Origin of the sequence: Enterococcus sp. AZ191, from assembly GCF_051713845.1 — a bacterium.
In the GTDB taxonomy this organism is placed as follows: Bacteria; Bacillota; Bacilli; order Lactobacillales; family Enterococcaceae; genus Enterococcus_B; species Enterococcus_B durans.
On record NZ_JBIOQS010000001.1, the window covers coordinates 2,658,472 to 2,677,594 of the forward strand.

Genomic DNA, 19,123 nt, shown 5'->3' on the forward strand with positions numbered 1-19,123 from the left:
TATGTCGCTGTTGCTACTTAGTCAATAGTTCCTTTGTTTCAAGAATCGTTTTATACCAAGCCACACCTTTTTCTAAAACTGCCATATTGAAATCAAACTGAGCATCATGAAGTGCTGGTGTATCTCCTACACCTAAAAAGAAAAACACACAGGGATATTTTTCGGTGTATACACCAAAATCTTCTGCCTGTAAAACTGGCTCTTCAAGCTCATGCAATTTTTCCGAATGTGCTAATGCTGCATACAGTTTTGCATCATTGTTAACAGCGGGATATCCATCATTATAACGGAAATGGATTACAACATTTGATTTTTTTTGAAAATTTTCGGCTAAATCAGCTAATTGATCTTTTAAAAAGCGTTGTGTTTTTCGACTATAAGAACGGATACTTCCAGAGATGACAACTTCATTTGCTAGCACATTACGGATGGTTCCCCCGGTTATTTGTCCGAATTTCAGCAAATGATAGAGAGCCGCAGGCAAGCTCTGATCAAAATCATACACTTCTTTCATGAAACGTACGGCATTTTCAATACTATCGATGCCCTTCTCACTGGAAGCAATATGTGCGGACTTTCCTTTGATGATAATATCTGTTTCACTGCTTTGAGCCATGAAAGCGCCCGCTCGTGAATACACTTCTCCTTCCGGTAAACCCGGCCATAGATGAAAGCCAAAAATTGCTTTGACTTGATAATGATCCAGTAAACCAGTTTGGATCACACTTTCTGCTCCCCCTGAAATTTCTTCTGAAGGTTGGAAAATCAATACAACGTTGTACAATAATTCATCCACATGCTGTGACACATATTCTGTTAACCCCAATAACATTGCCATATGTCCGTCATGACCACAGGCATGCATGAATCCTTCATGCGTCGAAGCAAATGGCAGATCCGTTTCTTCTTTGATGGGTAATGCGTCGATATCGGTACGAAAGGCAATCGTTTCCTGTTGATGATTGTCAAAATAAAGCAATAAGCCTGTTTCTCCAATTTCATGGAGAACACCTCCGCTATTTTTGACCTGTTCGTACAGATATTTTTTTGTTTTGAATTCATGAAAACCGATTTCAGGAATTTGATGTAATGCTATCCGATGTTTCGCTAACATGAGCAGTCACCATCCCTTCATAAATTCCTTTTACCACTATTTCATACTGATCGTTTGCGACGCCAATGATCAGATTCAATTCCTGTGCCCCTTGCGATAAAATCGATGTGCGGATACCCAGTTGATTCAAGATCGATAATACTTTCCCTGATAATCCGATCAACTCTTTATGCGGTCCTCCGACAACGGAAATCAAAGCCAACTCATCAATGATTTCGATTTCTTCTACCCCTAATTTTTCTTTTAGTTCTTTTGTGATCAAAAACAATTTATCGGCGATTGCTTCAGCAGACACAACAACACCGATATTATCGATTCCAGATGGGATATGCTCAATCGAGATACCATAGTTGGCAAAGATACTCATTGCCTTCCAGATAAACCCAATCTCATCTGACATATGTCTCTTGAATAGTGTAATCGAAAGAAAGTCTTTCCGCCCAGCAATCCCTGTCAATCCATTTTCTTTCTCTACTTCATGGTTGGATATCCGTGTGCCTTTGGCTTCTGGTTTATTGGTGTTTTTGATTTGGATCGGAATATCTGCTTCCTGAACAGGAAAAACAGCTGCTTCATGTAAGACGTTTGCTCCCATATACGCCATTTCTCTTAATTCTCTAAAAGAAATTTCTTCAATGACTTTCGGAAAATCGATGATTCGCGGATCTGCCATCATGATTCCCGAGACGTCTGTCCAATTCTCATAGCTTTCAGCATCCAATGCTTTAGCCAACACAGCTCCTGTGATATCACTTCCGCCACGCCCCAATAGTTTTTCTTTTCCAAATGGATTTGCCCCATAAAAACCTGGAACCACTAGGGTCGTTTGCTGTTCATAAAATGAACGAACTGCCTGAATCGTTTTTTCGTAGTCGATTTCTCCTTCATAATCAAAGAAAATCACTTCTTTTGCATCAACAAATGTGTAATGGAGATATTCTGCCATTAGCTGTGCTGTCAGATACTCTCCACGACTAACCAGATAATCTTGAGAAACTTTTTCATTCTGCAACCTTGTCTTAATCGCAGACAACTCTTTTTCAATCGGAAAAGTCAACTCCAATAGATCTCTTACCTGAATAAAACGATCACAGATTCGTTTCCAAAGTGGTGTCCAATCCACATCATGCTGGAGATAGGCATGGATCAAATACAATAGATCAGTTACTTTGTCATCTTCATTCGTTCGCTTCCCTAAAGCAGAAACCACGATTACTTCTCTTTTTGGATCAGATAGAATGATTGATTTTACTTTTCTAAATTGTTCTTCGTTGGACATCGACGAACCACCAAATTTAGCTACTTTCATTCCTGCCCCTCCGTCAATTCCGTTAGCAGTGCTTTAGCAATCTGAACAGCATTCGCAGCTGCACCTTTTCGGATGTTATCGGCTACGGTATAAAGAAGAAGGCCATTTTCTGATGCCATATCCTGACGTATTCTCCCCACATAGACCTCATCTGTCCCTTTCGCCAAAATGCTTGTAGGATAACGGTGAGTGGGTAAATCATCAATGACTTTTATGCCCGAAAAATTCTGTAGGCATCGGCGAACTTCAGCCAGTGTAAAGTCTTTTTCTAGTTCAACCGCAATCGAAACACCATGTCCTGTTTCAATAGGCACCCGCACACAGGTAGCTGAAACTGGAAGATCCGGTTGGTGTAGTATTTTTCGGGTTTCGTTGATCATTTTCTGTTCTTCTTTGGTATATCCATTTTCTAACGCCACATCAATTTCTGGCAGAGCAGTTTGACTAATATCATAAGGATAAAGAAGAGGTTCTTCTCCTTTTTGTGTCCGCTGTAAATCTTCGATCCCCTTTTGACCAGATCCTGACACTGCTTGATAAGTCGAATAGTTCACTCGCGTAATACCAAACGTTTGTTGTAGTGCTTTTAAAGGTAGAACGGATTGGATCGTTGAACAATTGGGATTAGCAATCAACTTGTTCAAGCGATGATCTTCTAAGTTTACTTCTGGTACGATCAATGGGATCTCTGGGTCTTCTCGCCAAGCTGAAGAATTATCTATTACGACCAGCCCTTGTTCTCGTGCAATGGGACCAAAAGTTTGAGAAACTCCTGCTCCAGCTGAAAATAGCGCTAAACCATACCCTTCAAATGAAGTCTTAGTCAGTTCTTCGACTGTATATTCTTTCCCCTTAAATACACAGACTTTTCCTGCAGAACGTTTCGAAGCTAACAGCTTGAAACGTCCTACCGGAAAATCATATTCTTCTAAAACTTTCAAGATGGTTTGGCCGACTAGACCAGTCGCTCCAACTACACAGGTATCTATTTTGCGCATGTTTCTCATCCTTTCTATAACTCACGTAGTGCATCGATCAATGCAGTATTTTCTCTAGTTTTGTCGTCTTTGATTTTCAATACACGAGCGGGGGTCCCCCCAACGACCGTATCTGGTTCTACGTCTTCTAATACAACTGCTCCGGCGGCTACCACCGCATTTTTGCCGATTCGAACACCTTCGACGACCACCGCATTTGCTCCTACAAGTACGCCATCTTCCACAATGACTGGTTGAGCTGAAGCTGGTTCGATCACCCCGGCTAAAACAGCTCCAGCACCGATATGACAGTTTTTTCCGACGATTGCTCGTCCTCCTAGTATTGCTCCCATATCGATCATTGTCTTTTCGCCAATCTCTGCCCCGATGTTTATGACAGCTCCCATCATGATCACCGCATGATCACCAATGGTCACCTGATCTCTAATGATCGCCCCTGGCTCAATACGGGCATTGATCGTTTTACTATCTAGCAATGGGACTGCACTATTTCGGGCAGTCTGTTCAATCTCGATTTCGAGGATTTTATCTGCCTCTTTTTCTAAGACTGGCGCAATTTCATCATAATCGCCAAATACGATTTGACTGTTTCCTTGTCCGAATACCTTCGCTTGACCAAATGTGATTGGTTCTGTCACATTTAAAAATACCTTCACGGGTGTTTTTTTCTCCACAGTTTGAATAAAACGAATAATCTCCTGAGCATCCATTTTCTAATCCACTCCCTTACGCTAACATATCTTTCAATTGATACCATCCTGCTGGTTGATCCTTCAACCAAATTGCTGCATTTACCGCTCCATCGACAAAAATACGATTTGAAAAAGCCTCATGTTTGATACTCAATACTTCATCAGTCGTAGCAAATAATACTTCATGTTCACCAGGTAATGAGCCCACGCGGATACTATGGACGCCGATTTCATCGTCATTTCTTGGCTGTTTTTCCCAACTATAGACTGGGGTAAGCTTTCTCACTTCTTGGATGCTTTCGATCAGTGTCTTTGCAGTACCAGAGGGAGCATCTTTTTTTTGACTATGGTGTTTTTCGATCAACTCGATCTGCCAGTTCTTTAACGCCGCTGTTGCTTGTTGGACTAGCTGGTTCATGACTAAAACACCTAAAGAAAAATTCGAACTATATAAAACAGGAATGTCTTGCCCTGCTTGCTGGATTTTTTGAAACTGTTCCGAGCTATACCCAGTTGTGCCAATCACTAACGGAAGCTTTTTTTGCAGGCTATAGGTAAGTAGCTTCTCTAGGTTGTCTGGATGAGAGAAGTCAATCATGATTTCCGGTTCTTCAGTAAATACGAACACTTCTGTTCCAGTTAATGAAGAAGTAAGTGTTACGGCTTCATCTCCGTAAGTTTGAACGACTTCTTGGATTCTTTTTCCCATTTTGCCATCCCCGATGACCCCGATTTTCATTCTTTCTCACTTCCTTTCACTTCTAGTAATCGTGCAAGCTGTTCCTTTTTTTCTTCTGCCAAAGAAACAAGCGGCAAGCGTAAAGGACCTGCTGGTAATCCGAGTATCTCCATTGCTGCTTTTACAGGGATTGGATTCGTTTCACTGAATAACGCATGGATCAATAGCAGCGCTTCTAATTGGATTGCTTGAGCTTTTTCAATATTTCCATTGTTAAAGGCACTGACCAGATCATGGACTTGCTTAGGCTTTATGTTTGCCCACACACTGATGACTCCACTTCCCCCTACACTTAATACAGGTAAGATCATATCGTCATTTCCGCTATAAAGTACAAAGGCTTCGTTCAATAGTCGGGCGACAGCCATTACATATGAAATATCGCCAGACGCTTCTTTGATTCCAATGATTTTGGGATGTTTTGCTAACCTTTCTAAAACTTGGATGGGGATCGTCATTCCCGTTCTGGAAGGCACATTGTATAGTATGATTGGAACTGGAGATTGATCTGCAATCGCAGTAAAATGAGCAAGTAAGCCAGCATCACTTGTTTTATTGTAGTAAGGAGTAATCACTAAGACTTGATCCGCCCCTAGTTCGGCAAAGCGGTTCACACGTTCAATCGTTTTTTTTGTTGCATTTGTTCCGGCTCCTGCGATCACAGGCACTTTGCCATTGACTTTCTCAACTGTGAACCGTAGAATCTCCTCTTCCTCCTCTGAAGAAAGTGTCGAGGATTCGCCCGTTGTCCCTAATACAAGTAAAGCATCCGTTTTTTCTGAAAGATGAAATGTAATTAGTCTTTCTAACCCATCGTAATCAACTTCACCCTGTTCATCCATTGGCGTAATCAGCGCCACGATTGATCCTTCTATCACTTAATTTTCCTCCCATTCTATTGACCATTCCCGAACAGCTGGCCCCTTCATCTTGATCTGCTTCTCACCTGAAATAATTAAATCGCCTAGTTCCAAGTGGACAGTCGCCTTGGGCTCAGAAAGATAACCATGATCTTTTGCTACTACATAAGCTGCACAACAACCTGTGCCACACGCAAGTGTCCAACCAACGCCCCGTTCGTAGGTACGTACAATCAGTTCCTCGTTATTCAAAACTTGGACAAAGTTGACGTTCGTTTTCTCTTTGAATAAAGGATGATGACAAATTTGCTCTCCTACATCACGTGTCAACTCTGCTAGTGCATCTTCAACAAATACTACAGTATGGATTGTCCCCATAAATAAACTGGTGATCTTGATACCTTTTTGGTGAATCGTCAACTCTTGATCAATGATTGGTTCTTCCTGTTCCACCGCTAATTTATCCGTTGAATAATCTGGGCTGCCAATCATTGCTTCACAATAAAAAGGATCCTGATTTAAAATTTCGACTTTGATGTTTCCCACTAATGTGTGTACATCGAACTGTGATGCTTGAATGATTCCTTGGTCGCGAACATAACGCGAGAAGCAACGGATACCATTCCCACACATAGGCGCACGACTACCATCTTTATTGTAATAAATCATTTCAAGCGGTTCAGTTTTCACGGCAATCAATCCATCTGTATCGAAATTTTCTTTGCCACACAATTGGATAGCTAATTGGCTATAGTCAGTGACTCCATAGTAATCAAGTAGAATAAAATCATTTCCGCAACCATTATATTTGTAGATCATCATAACACTTCACTCCTTAACAAATCTGCGTAGGATTGTCTGCGCACCACGATCTTCGATACACCGTCTTTGACAAACACCACTGCTGGAGTAAGTGCTCTATTGTAATTGCTACTCATGGAGTAACCATAAGCGCCTGTTGCATAAACAGCTAGAATATCACCTGGTTCTGCCACAGGTAGATAGGTTTCTTGGATCACTACATCCCCAGATTCACACATTTTTCCGGCAACTGTTACCTTCTCGCTTTTTTCAGACTGCAACTTTGTAGCAATATCACAGGTATATTCCGCTTGATAAAGTGCCGGGCGGATATTATCTGTCATTCCGCCATCGACAAAATAGTATTTTTTATGTGGTGTTTCTTTGATAAATCCAACAGTATATAAAGTCGTCCCTGCTTCACCCACAATACTTCTTCCTGGCTCGATCATCAGTTGTTGAATAGTTTGTCCTTGTTTTTTCAAAGCTTGTTCTGTATAACTGACTAACTCCTGTACGGATTTTTCGATTGGTAATGGTGCATCATTTTCTGTATAACGAATGCCAAATCCACCACCAAGATTCAATGAAAGGACGTCATCAAAATCCTGTAAATAACTAACCAGTTTATCAATTTCAGCTAACCACGCAGACATTTCAAAAATTTGAGAGCCAATATGCGCATGGAATCCTTCCAATAGAAGCTGTTTACTGTTTTGTATGATTTTTAATGCCTTTTGGCAAGCTTCGCTTTCGTAAAGCATGCCAAATTTCGAATCAATATGGGCAGTCACAATGTATTCATGTGTGTGGGCTTCGATCCCAACATTTAATCGAATCATAACATGGACTTTTTTGTTGTATTCTCGACTTAAAGCATCTAATATTTCGACTTCCATTTCGTTATCTGCAATAAAATGTCTAAGTCCATTTTCTATTGCATAACCCAATTCGTCTGGCGTTTTGTTATTTCCATGAAAATAAATTTCTTCTACTGGAAATTCAGCTTGCAATGCTGTGTAAAATTCACCACCACTGACAACGTCTAGGCCTAAATCATATTTTTTGATTAGCTTTAGCATTTCAACCGTTTGAAATGCTTTTGATGCATACAATATCTTGGTCTTAAAATGATCTGATTGAAATCCTTGTTTAAATGCCTTTATCGTATCTTCCAATTTTTTCTCATCATACACATAAAGGGGGGTTTGATATTTTCCAACTAATTGACTTACAGGAATTTCACCGATCATTAATTCTGACATACAAGATTACCTCTTTTCAAAAAAATAGTTTTTTCTCATCAAATTGAAATTATCTTTGAGTGGGATTTGAATTTTATTTGAATAATATTAAACAAAATTTTCTGAATTGTCTAGTATATTCTGAAATATTTTCAAAAAAACATTAATCCTTTATTTTTTGTATATTTAACAAACTATAGGAAATATTAACAGAAAACAATGTATATGCTCACTCGATTTTACATTTTTATACACACAAAAAAGAACTCAAATATTTTTTTGAGTTCTTTCATTCATTCTATTCTTCATTCTATTCTTCATTTTTTTCTGCCTTTTATGGCATTCCACTGAGCATCCAAGTGATTTTCAACCAAAATATAAAGCTAAAAACATCAATGAAGCACCTAGCATGACGAATAAATGCCAAATGACATGGGTAAACTTTTTGCTTTTCATACTATAGAAAACAGAGCCGACCGAATAGGCTAAGCCACCAGCTACTAACAGCAACAAACCAGTCAGATTGATGGATTGGTATAATTTAGGTAGAACGATGACGATCCCCCAGCCCATCACGTTGTAAATGATCGTTGATATTTTAGACACCTGAGAGGCCTTAGTCAATGTCAAACATTTATAAATGATCCCGACCACTGCCGTTGCCCAGATAACACTAAGAAGTAAGACACCTGAGAGGCCTTGTACCATCAACAAGCAAAATGGTGTATAGGTTCCGGCGATCAATAAGTAGATCGAACAGTGATCAAAGACTTGGAATACTTTTTTTGCTTTTGTAAAAATCAAACTATGAAAAAGTGTAGATGAAAAAAAGAGCAAGAAAAGCGAACTACCGTAAATGATAAATGCAACATAATCAAGGGTAGTATGTGCCCGATCCATCAAAAGATCAAAACAGACAAGACTCATCAAGGCAGCGATCCCATGAGTGACTGCGTTGAGCACTTCATTCACGATATGATACTTACGACTAAATTCTATTTCCATTTTTTTATTTCCTCCCATCAAGCCAGTCCTCTATTCAGTAATTCCATTATACAACGTTATCAAAACTTTTACACCTAGTTTTAAAAACTATATCAAATCTTAACGTTTAACGTAGAAAATAAGAACGCTCCCTATTCCAATAATCACTAATGTGAACAAAACGATAACTAGATAAAATTGATACTTTTTTTGTTTCGTTAACTGATTGATTACTTTTTCCGATTTATTTTCTTCATAGTCTATTCTATGTCCACGTACCAATAAACGGTGGCTGTTGACCATATAAGGAGTACAGGTGACCAATGTGACCAGATCTTGTCCCTCTTCAATCAATAATTCATCGGTTTCAGTTGGCTCTACGATTTTGATCTTATCCACCTCATAAACCAATCTTTTTCCATAACTATCGATAAAAAATAGATCATTCATCCCTAACTGATCTAGATCCGTAAATAATTTTGCTTTTGGCAACCCACGATGGCTAGAAAGCACCGCATGGGTGCTCTCTCCGCCAACCGGATAAGAAGTTCCTTCGAGTAGAGTGGCTCCTTTTTCTAATAATAAAGAAGTTGTTTGGTCAAAGATCGGTAAACGAACATGAATTTTGGGAATCGTCAAAACACCAACGGTATGCTTTTCGAGATACGTTTTTGTCTGCTTTTCTGTGGCTTCTGTATCGAAGGGATCGCCTCCAGACAAGCTGTTTTTTTCTGCAATTTTTTGATTATCTTCTACATATTTTTCCCGAATCTTTTTTAGCGCTTCTTTGTTTTTGCGTTCCGCTTGTTTTTGATAATTTGCAATGATCTGTTGATCTAAATAATCATTGATCGTATCACTAATAAAAGGATAGACCAAAAATAGGATTCCTATGGCAAATACTAAGACCATAAAAATATCTAAATAGCGATGTATCCTGCTCATTTATTTTCACCTAAATTAGATTTCTCATCAAGAATTACGCTTTTTTTTCAAAAAATAACCAACGGCAATAAGTGATAATCCTAGACCGATTGTGATGGAAAGGTAAATACCTTTTCCACCTGTAGAAGGAAGAAGCCCTTTGTGCTTATTCGGTACTTTTTCTGGTTCTACCAACTGGCCTGCACGTTGATATGAATATTCGTCTACGACAAAGGAAATACGATCATGTAACAAGACATAATCCTTAGGTGCTTGCGTTTCTTCTAAAAAATACGTGCCATATTTCAAGCCAGTGATATCGATTATTCCATCTTCTCCAGCAACAAATACGGTTGCTTGATTTTTTTCACTCGTCCAACTTACTGCATTTGTTTGTGAGTCGATGACCAAATAATCTGATGCATCTATATTTTTATCTCGTACGACAAACTGAGCCCCTGCTAACGGCTGATTTGTAGATACATCTCCATCAACTTTGACGAATCGTTTTCCGCCTGTCACGATCTCAGTAGTTGGCGGCGTTTTGTCCTCGGTGTAACCATTTTCTACCTTCGCTTGATTCTTGTATCCTTTTGTTGGGTCTGCCAATTCATTCAAATGCATGAAGTATACAAATCTCAACGTATTTCCAGGAGTCAATAACGGAATATAAGCTGGAGCAACAGCAACAGTAAAACCATTTTCTTGCAATGTAACGGTATAGTTTACTGGATCGATTACTTTGTCTCCATCATAAAGCGTATAACCAAGTGTCTCACTAAGAGATAAAGCAGGATCATGAGTATCAATTAAGTGAAACTTTGTATACTTGTTGTTTTCTCCTTCTTTATCTGCGATTCCTTGTGGGATATTAACAGAAATCTCATAGTGAACATGCTCGCCGATCGTTACATCTTGACCTTTTAATTTCGGAGTCGTCTTTTCCACTTTCGATGTATCATTCGTGATTGTTTTTTCTACCCGTGTCTTTTCTGAGGTAATCTCAAATGATGTCTTTCTTTGCTCCTCGATGATTGCCGCATTATCAGGTGCTTTGACTTCTTCTAAAACATAAGCGCCCACTTCTAAATGATTCACTATTAACTGTCCATTATCAGTTTTCTCTTCAGAAAAATCTGTGTCGCCAATATCATACATATAACCTGTCACAAAATGTTTAGCGGCTGTCTGATCGGTTGTCCACGTATATAATCCATCTTTCACGCTATGGATATACTTGACTATTCCTCCTTCTGTTTTCGAAAGAATAAATTCTGCACCATCTAAAGCTTCTTTTTCCGCAGAACCGATTTTTTTTACGATCAACGTTCCTTCCGGTGTGACCGTATTTTTAGGATAAAGATGGATGGTGTCTAATTCTTCTGTTCCGTATTCATACGAACCATCTTCTTGTTTGATCATCTCATACATCGGAAAAGCAATGACCATGTTAGCAGCTGGCGTGATGCCATCTTTTTGTTCTTCTTTGATGACATATACAGCGTCTTTTCCGTCTTGCATTTTTGGCAGGTTCAATGTCAGATTTCCTTCGCTATCTGTTATCCCTTGAGCGATTGGATTGCCTGGTGTCAAAGATTGAACTGCCTGTTTTGCTTCATCGACAGTGGCTCCTTGCTGTCTCTTTTGATAGAATTCATTTGTTACATCATAAATCTTGAATTCCACCATGGACAACCCTTGGTATTGATCAAATTCTGACATGATTTTCCCTGTATTTTGTAATGTTCCTGATGTTGAAAGCATTTTTTTCTTATGGATGATCACTTGTGCTGAACCAGTATCTGCTGAAACTGCATGATTTCCACTTCCTAAAAAGCAAATGGGCACAAGTAAACAAATCAATAAATAAGCATAATACAATTTACTTGTTTTTTTCATTTTTTGCGCCTCTTTTCTTTAATTGCCATCCACCTATTCCAACAAGCCCTATCCCAATGATTATTAATCCAATGTAAGATTGGTCATTGGTTTTTGGAAGGATGGACGATTGATTTTCTTCTTTGTTGATAATTTCAAGTGGTTCCACTAATTGGTCATCAACTTGGAAAGAATTTTCTTTGACCATAAAAGTAATCTCGTTTTTACTTTTTATATAGCCGGCGGGGGCTTTGATTTCTTCTAACGAATAGCTACCATCTTTTAGCCCGCGAATAGAAAAATGACCATCCTGTCCCGACGTCAACAAATAAGCATTTTTTCTATCTGTACGCCAAACTATTCCTTGGCTCGTCTGATGCAGATATTTCCCCTCGCTATTTTTTATTCGAAAAACGGCTCCGGGTAATGGGGTCTTATCCTGACTGTCCACTTTGCAGAATCGTTTTCCACCCGTTCGTACGCCTGCCGTACGATAGTACTTTTGACTCTCCGTCTCCATCGTTAGTGTATTTTCTAACATCTTGTCTGGCGAAGCATCTGTACCGATCCTCATTTGGTAAGTGAGGGTCAACTGCTTTCCTGCTGATTGTTTCAGTAGGTCATTAGTCAACGTCATATCGAATCCATTAGCTTGTTTTTTGAACGAAACCCCCTCGACAAGTGTCGTGCCATCTATCTGAGCCACTATTGTCTGTGGCAATAAGATCAAGTTTTTATCTGAGCGGTCTTTCAACTGGTAACTCTGAGCATTGGGAATGCGCGTTGTGACACTATAAGTGACAAGTTCTCCAATGGAGAAACTTTTTTGCTTTCCTGCTACTTTTTTTTCTAAGAACGTAGTGTTTTCCTGAAGCTCGTTTTTAGGATATAAGTGGATAGTCGACAATTCCTGGTCATCCTTGTCTTTGAGTGGCAAGACCAACACTAGATTTGTCGCTTTTTCCTGCACGATTGTCGGTGTTTTTGTTTCTGTAAATAGATAGACACTATCTCGTTTCTGGCTGTCTTTTTTTGGTAGCCAAAAATGGGCGATTCCGTCTTCATTACCCACTTTTTTCGTTACTTGTTCTTCAATCTGTCTACCAGCTACAGCGCCTTGGTTAGCAATTTCTTTTTGTGCTTCTTCTATACTGACCCCTTCTTTACGGAGTTGATAAAAGCTTTCTGTCACATCATAAACCGTAAAAGTTACATCATTTAATCCTCGATAATTTTGTAAAAAAGTTTGTTCTTGACCTGTATTAAATTGCTCATCTGGCATTTTCTCATGTTCAAACAGTAATTTATGCAAAATGATCTGCACTGTATCTGCTTCACTTTGTGCAATACTTTCTTTTGAAAAACTCAAGAAGCAAAAAGGAACCAAGCAAAGAATGAGCCATTTTAGTTTTTTCATTTCATCACGCCCTTTCCGTGATTTCTCATGAAGAGATAAACACCTGAAATAATAAGAGCAACAAGCCCCACTAGATAGATGCCAAGGCGGCCGGAGCCTCCTGTCTCAGGTAATGGCACTTTCGCTTTGTTCGTGACATCCAAGCTGATTTGATTATTGTCATCACCATCAACCAAGACATCCTCCACTGCGGTACCATCGATCGTGACTGTACCATTTTCCTTGATCACCACTGTCACACTCTGTTTCAGTCCTTGATAGCCTTCTGGTGTGTATGTTTCTGTCAAGGTATACGTACCTGGCTGTAGATTTTCAAATAAGAAGGTGTCTGTTTTCTGCCCCTCTTTTGGCAATTCGCTATCCACACCATTTCCTTGTAAACGGAATTTTGCTCCAGACAAGGCTTTTCCATTGTCTTCTTTTTTGTAAACGGTCAAGTCAAACGGTTTTAAGTGATTTTCATGTGTTAGTGTCCATTGTTCTTTTGTTTCGACATTGCTTCCGTCATAGTGGATCTCTCCATATTCATCGATCGTAAACACATAGTTACCAGGGATCGTATCATAACCATCTGGTCCTTTGGTTTCTACCATTCGATATTCTCCAGGATCACTAACGCTGAATAAGGCCAACCCGGCAGTATCTGTCTCTTTTGTGGCTATTGTCTGGTAGTTTCCTGTGCTTGTTTTTTTCTGTAAATCAAAAGTTGTCTTTGCTAGATTGACTTGTTTTCCTTCTTGGGTCGTATACTTGCGAATGCCTATCGGGATCTTTTTGAACTGGTTCGTGACCGTCAATGTGATCGTATCGTCTTTGATCGACGTGTCTTTATCATCAATGGTTACTTTCCCTTCATCCGATACCTTGATCATCCAAGTCTGTTTTTGTGACAACTCATGCCCCTTAGGGGCTTTTACTTCGGTCAAAGTATAGGTTTCCCCTTTGTCTAACCGTGCATTGTCTGGTAAAGAATAAGTGCCATCATGGTTATCTTTCAGTGTTACATCAAGTGTCCCACCCTTTAATTGGAAAACAGCCCCTTCTAGAGGTTGTTCACCTGAAGAAGATTGTTTGATTATTTTCAAGTTCAATGGTGTAAACTGTTTGATGTTTTTCCAAGTCGTATTGTTCAGCATATCTGAGGTATAACCAGGTACATCAAGTTCTGTGATAGCTTGGTAAGTAAAATCTTTCCCTTGATTGTTATATTTTGGTAAGAAGATGTTTTCTTGATAGCCAGCCCCACTTGTTTCAGAAAGTTGAGTGACATCACTTCGTGTCCATGTATCCCCTGTGTCACTAGCTGGTTTATTCAATTGGACAAAGGCTGTTTGCCAACTGTTAGGATCAACCGTTTGGGTTCGTTTCACTTCATACGTTACATGATCTGGCCGACTACTTTTATTGTGGTCGAATTCTTCCCATTGTTTCGTAAAGTTTAGTTTGACACCAGGTGCTTTCGCCGAAGGGATACCAAATTCTGCTAGCTCACTTGACTCAGATAATGGCTGCAAGGTTGTTCGTTCATTCATCTGATACCAATGATCCGGTTGGAATGTGTTACCTTCCGTTTGGATACGTACTTGGTAATGGATCTGGATTTCTTGGTCTTTACCTAAATAGATCTGATTGCTTTTGATCGTCGTACCATCTATAGTTACTTTTGGCATGACCTCTATTGAATTAGTCCCAACATCTTTGACTTCAAGAGAATGTTCTTCATAAATGAAAGGCTGCGCAATTGGGTCATTTACTTGTCCATTGGAGATCGTCCCAGAGAGATGGATCGCTTTTTTTGTCAAATAATCGGAGATGTCCGATGCTTCTGCTGCCGATTCGTAGTAAAATTCGCCATTCGTATCTTGAGAAACCATTTTACGCATTTTTGCTTCGACCTGAGCCTTAGATAGTCCTGCAGCTTCATCTCCTTGTAATTGGATACCCAGTCCGTGGATCTCAATTCCTTTTTCTTTCAATGCCATTGCTTCACCGATCGTTGCGATGAAAGTACTATTGATGAGTTTGTTTTCTCCATATTGATCCTGTGCATACATTGGTCGCGCAATCAATGACGTGTTGCCTGGTTGATCTTCTCTGTCCGAGAAAACAGTGCCGTAATACTCTTTATCTTCTTCTGTATGGACTTTTGTTACTTGATAAGAAAACGTTGGTACGCCATCGGTTAATAAAACGATGATTTTTTCATGTCCATTATTATTTGAAAGCATATTGCCAGCTTCTCGCAAAGCTTTTTGCGTAAACGTTCCACCTTGAGTGTACAAAGGGGTCAAATTTTTCACTTGGTCCTTCACTGAATCAAAAGGCGCAATCGGTAATTCAGCATTGCTATAAGAATAACCATTACTAGAATAGCCCACATAACCTAAATTGATTTTATCTGTTACCCCACTATGATCCAGTGTATCAATAAAATTATTGATCCCCCTTCGCACTTCTGTTAACCGGTGTTCTTCGTTCATACTTCCAGACCAGTCAACCACCAGAACGATATCTAGCGGTGCTACTTCTTTTTGGACATTCCCCCGAACATTTAAAAAAACATCATATAAACCTGGGGATGTCGTCTCCTTAGCAAATTTTCGGATAGCGTAGTCTGCATTCGTGCCCGTTCCCCCGTATTCAATATAGGAATTCGTTTTATTGTCTGAGTCGCCATCCCAATCAGTGAGACCATCCCAGTGATTGCTAGCGTCTTTATTTCCTTGATGGTTGATGACATTCACATCCCCGGTTGGTTTCCACCCAGCCTTAGGATAGATACCTGTTTCATCGGTCGTATATTCTGGTTGAATCGCGTCTAACACCCGTTTCGTTGATGGTAAAGAAGACAACACAGGCGCTTCAAACGGTTTAGTAATCTTTTCTTCACTTGTTTCTTCCGTTGTTTCTTCTGTTGTAGCTGCTGTTTCTTTCATCTGTTCCTTTGTTGTAGATGTATGGAACATAGACAACTGGCTTGTTTCTTTCGTTAATTGCGTATTGGGGTCTATCTTGACCTGACTGAATATTTTTTCACTGGTTCGGATAGCAACATGTTTTCATTTTGCTGTTGGACTTGTAGAGAAACTTCAAGTTCCTCACTTTCCTCTGGCCAATCAATCTTGAATGTTTTTACTGTCTCATTCGTAAAAAAATCAGTCGTAGTCACCCACGTTTTTCCATTCAGATCAGAATATTCTGTATATTCATCAGAAATAGAAAAGGGGACTGGTTGGTTTGTTTCTTTATCTGCTATCTCCAGTAGAAACCTTCTTCCTTCTGTGTTTGCATGGACTTTTGTTTCCAAGACAAGTTCATCTGAAGTTTGATAACTAGTTACTTCACCATATTGATTATTGAGCACTGCACTACTTGAATCGTCCATCGCTTCTACAGGTTTTTCCATGCTTTGGAATAGCAAATGAATGAAAAAAACGATTCCTATCACACCCAACAAATAGAAAAGATAGCTCTTCTTCATTCTTTTCCCTCCTTAGAAAAAATTTAAAATTCAATTAAATAGTATAAAAAAAAGAGAAAAATAACTAATTTTTCTCTGTCTATTCTTATTTGTTTTTCATGAAAATAAAATCGTTATAGAAAACTAGGGGATCATAAGTAGTTAAAACGTTTTAAGAAAATTCCGTGTTATTCATCTGTTTATAAAAAAGTTATTTTTTCTTAAAACAAAAAAAATAAGCTATAACTTTGAAATAACATAAATATTCTTATTTCTTTAATTATTTAAAAAAATTTAAAATGTGAGACAAGTATTTACAGAAGAGAAAAAATACGTTAATAATAGTACTACTAAATTAGAAAAGATGGTGATTAATTGATCGAGCAGATACTATTAGATGAGCATGCAAGAGAGAAATTACATGTTTATGGAAAATTACTGACCCTACCTCCTGGTGAATATATGTTGGACCATTTACGAGAAAATCTAGAAGTAGCAATCAGCCAAGTTCGATTAAAAAAATTACTTGTTTCCATTCAAGAAGATCTAGAGAATATCTATGAAACAAAAATATTTTCTTCTAAAAATAAGTTATTTATAGCGGAAGAAATGATTCAGTACAATCAATATCAGAATTTTCTTTCAACTAAAAGTATTCCCTATCAGTTGCTGCTCAGTATCATCACAAACCAAGATGCTGACCTTATGGCCTTTTGCCAACGAAATTACATCAGTCGTTCAACTTGTTTTCGTCAGACGAAAAAATTAGCCCACTATTTGAAGGAACACGAGATTACGTTAAATCTATCAAACTTAACGATAACTGGTTCAGAAATGTTGATAAGGATCATTTTTTTCAATTTCTTTTGGTTCGTTTCTTTAGGAGAAAGTTTAGATGAACTCAGTTTTAGCCATGAACTAGAAAAATTAATTTATAGACATGAAGGCACAAATTTAAAAAATAAGTTTGAGATTGGCAAGAGAGAAGCAATGCTTCATTGTAAGATCAGCCTTTTACGTATAAAAAATGGTCATTTTACTGATATCTATCAGCTAACTACAACCTCCTTTATTCCTAATGGAACAAAGCTGGATTTTTTTTATGATTATTTCCAAATCGCTGACCTGAAACTAGATATCCTAGAAGTCAACTCTTTGTTTTATTTGTTTTATTATTGGCCATTCCTTACTTCTAATCAGGATATTCGATTACCTGTCATTGCCCATTCTTATCAGAAAATAAACGACTCTTTAAAAAAAATATTGCAAGAATTCAATACACACTGTAGCCAATATATCAGCGATTTTCAGTTTCAAGAAGATCCGTCTCTTTACTTGAATATTTATCTTTCTGTTTTGAATTTTAGTTTGTTCAAACAGAAGATTCCTTTAACAACCTTTTTTATTTCTTCCTACATCACAGAGAAATATCCTATGCTCCATATTTTGACTTCTAAATTAGAAAGTTTTTGGAAAAAAATAGCACACCGCAAAAATTTTTCATGGCTAAAAAATTGTAGCCATGATCTAGCCTTTATCCAAGCCTGTCTACTTTATCCTCACTATGTAAAACTAGAAGAGAAATATAAATTAAAGGTAGGATTCATTAACGTCTCAGAGCATTTGATTTCCTCTGAAATCATTAATTTGGTCGAGAAGATCCCTTTTGTCGATATTGAGAGAATCACTCTGCCGATCACTAAAGAATTCGATTTTTTTATCTTCGGCTCTCCCCTTTTGGTACCAGATGGATTGGACCCATCCACCTATCTCGTTGTCGATTTTTGTCGCTATAAAGATTTCGAAACGACACTTTATCAAAAAATTTTGAAGGTTCATAACACAAAATTACAAGAACAGGCATAAAAAATAAGGACTCTTGATGCGTTCCATTCTTGGATACCATCAAAAGCCCTTATTTTAGTTAAAAATTATTTTGACGCACGTTTCACGTAAGTTCCTTCTGCTGTATTGATTTCAAGTAGTTCATCTGCTTCAACGAAATCAGGAACGTTGACAACTAGACCTGTTTCCATTGTAGCTGGTTTACCTGAACCAGTAACAGTAGCCCCTTTGATTGAAGGTTGTGTATCAACGACACGCAACACAACAGTTGTTGGCAATTGAACCCCGATCACTTCACTACCAAAGAATTGAATTTTAACTTCCATATTTTCTAGGATGTATTTCATTTCTTCTTCTACAGTTTCAACTGGAATTTCATATTGTTCATATGTTTCAAGATCCATGAAGAATGCTGTATCATCCATTGTGTATAAATATTGGACAGCTTTCGTATCAATGTGTGCTTTTTCAAATTTTTCTTCAGGTCTAAAAGTCGTATCGTAAGTTGCTCCTGAACGAACGTCTTTTAATTTCATACGCATAACTGTATTTCCTTTACCAGGTTTGTGGTGGCTTGCGTCTAAAACTTTAATTAGTTTGCCGTCTTGAACAAATGTCATTCCGGCTCTTAAATCACTTGCTGAGATCATTATTTTTGCTCCTTCTTATCTTAATCATAATCAACTTTATTGTATCAGACAACTGGCCATAAAACTAGGAAATTATCTCTTTTTAAGGTTTAGTCTTTGACTTTCACTTTTTTTCATGCTATTTTTAATTCAATTCTTTTTAGGAGGGAAACAACATGACTATCAGCAATCATAAACAATTGAATCGTTGCTGTTGTATGGTGCCTAA

General features: G+C 38.4%; 16 protein-coding genes. 1 reads left to right on the forward strand and 15 read right to left on the reverse strand.

The genetic code is table 11. The features are described from left to right. Window positions 1-13: 13 nt before the first annotated feature. The 14 genes from IGI47_RS12920 to IGI47_RS12985 form a co-directional block, all read right to left on the reverse strand. Window positions 14-1,114, reverse strand: coding sequence for a M20 family metallopeptidase (locus IGI47_RS12920; RefSeq protein ID WP_438784399.1), 1,101 nt, complete (start codon window positions 1,112-1,114; stop codon window positions 14-16). Then, complete coding sequence (locus IGI47_RS12925; protein ID WP_311931256.1) at window positions 1,074-2,423, reverse strand: aspartate kinase; 1,350 nt, start codon at window positions 2,421-2,423, stop codon at window positions 1,074-1,076. Before IGI47_RS12925 ends, IGI47_RS12920 begins: the two co-directional genes overlap by 41 nt. Next, window positions 2,420-3,421: an aspartate-semialdehyde dehydrogenase gene (locus IGI47_RS12930; RefSeq protein WP_438784400.1), complete on the reverse strand. Its 1,002-nt coding sequence runs from the start codon at window positions 3,419-3,421 to the stop codon at window positions 2,420-2,422. The genes IGI47_RS12925 and IGI47_RS12930 overlap by 4 nt, the downstream gene beginning before the upstream one ends. Before the next feature lie 14 nt (window positions 3,422-3,435). Next, window positions 3,436-4,131, reverse strand: a complete 696-nt coding sequence (gene dapD, locus IGI47_RS12935) for a 2,3,4,5-tetrahydropyridine-2,6-dicarboxylate N-acetyltransferase (protein WP_438784401.1) — start codon at window positions 4,129-4,131, stop codon at window positions 3,436-3,438. A 16-nt stretch (window positions 4,132-4,147) separates the two neighbouring features. Beyond that, a complete protein-coding gene (gene dapB / locus IGI47_RS12940) occupies window positions 4,148-4,852 on the reverse strand; it encodes a 4-hydroxy-tetrahydrodipicolinate reductase (protein ID WP_438784402.1) in 705 nt (234 codons plus the stop codon). After that, window positions 4,849-5,730, reverse strand: a complete 882-nt coding sequence (dapA, locus tag IGI47_RS12945) for a 4-hydroxy-tetrahydrodipicolinate synthase (protein ID WP_311931259.1) — start codon at window positions 5,728-5,730, stop codon at window positions 4,849-4,851. The genes dapB and dapA overlap by 4 nt, the downstream gene beginning before the upstream one ends. Further along, window positions 5,731-6,534 carry a diaminopimelate epimerase gene (gene dapF / locus IGI47_RS12950; RefSeq protein ID WP_438784403.1) on the reverse strand — a complete coding sequence of 268 codons (804 nt, stop codon included), beginning with the start codon at window positions 6,532-6,534 and terminating at the stop codon, window positions 5,731-5,733. Further along, the gene (gene lysA, locus IGI47_RS12955; protein WP_311931261.1) at window positions 6,531-7,778 is read right to left on the reverse strand and encodes a diaminopimelate decarboxylase; all 1,248 of its coding nucleotides are present in this window, start codon (window positions 7,776-7,778) and stop codon (window positions 6,531-6,533) included. The genes dapF and lysA overlap by 4 nt, the downstream gene beginning before the upstream one ends. A 345-nt stretch (window positions 7,779-8,123) precedes the next feature. Then, window positions 8,124-8,762, reverse strand: a complete 639-nt coding sequence (trhA, locus tag IGI47_RS12960) for a PAQR family membrane homeostasis protein TrhA (RefSeq protein ID WP_311931262.1) — start codon at window positions 8,760-8,762, stop codon at window positions 8,124-8,126. A gap of 99 nt (window positions 8,763-8,861) precedes the next feature. Next, a complete protein-coding gene (locus tag IGI47_RS12965) occupies window positions 8,862-9,686 on the reverse strand; it encodes a class C sortase (protein WP_311931263.1) in 825 nt (274 codons plus the stop codon). Window positions 9,687-9,713: 27 nt separating this feature from the next. Then, entirely contained in the window at window positions 9,714-11,564 is a 1,851-nt protein-coding gene (locus tag IGI47_RS12970; protein WP_438784404.1) for a SpaA isopeptide-forming pilin-related protein, read from the reverse strand. Continuing rightward, a complete protein-coding gene (locus tag IGI47_RS12975) occupies window positions 11,548-12,960 on the reverse strand; it encodes a SpaH/EbpB family LPXTG-anchored major pilin (protein ID WP_311931560.1) in 1,413 nt (470 codons plus the stop codon). The genes IGI47_RS12970 and IGI47_RS12975 overlap by 17 nt, the downstream gene beginning before the upstream one ends. Further along, window positions 12,957-15,896, reverse strand: a complete 2,940-nt coding sequence (locus IGI47_RS12980) for a SpaA isopeptide-forming pilin-related protein (protein ID WP_438784405.1) — start codon at window positions 15,894-15,896, stop codon at window positions 12,957-12,959. Before IGI47_RS12980 ends, IGI47_RS12975 begins: the two co-directional genes overlap by 4 nt. 71 nt (window positions 15,897-15,967) lie before the next feature. Further along, a complete protein-coding gene (locus IGI47_RS12985; protein WP_438784406.1) occupies window positions 15,968-16,441 on the reverse strand; it encodes a hypothetical protein in 474 nt (157 codons plus the stop codon). A 354-nt stretch (window positions 16,442-16,795) separates the two neighbouring features. On the opposite strand from IGI47_RS12985, the gene IGI47_RS12990 reads away from it, so the two are divergent. Next, window positions 16,796-18,286 (forward strand): helix-turn-helix domain-containing protein, encoded by a 1,491-nt coding sequence (locus tag IGI47_RS12990; protein WP_438784407.1) that lies wholly within the window; start codon window positions 16,796-16,798, stop codon window positions 18,284-18,286. Between the two features lie 65 nt (window positions 18,287-18,351). Here IGI47_RS12990 and efp read toward each other — a convergent pair whose 3' ends face one another. Next, window positions 18,352-18,915, reverse strand: coding sequence for an elongation factor P (gene efp, locus IGI47_RS12995; RefSeq protein ID WP_123862674.1), 564 nt, complete (start codon window positions 18,913-18,915; stop codon window positions 18,352-18,354). Window positions 18,916-19,123: the final 208 nt, after the last annotated feature.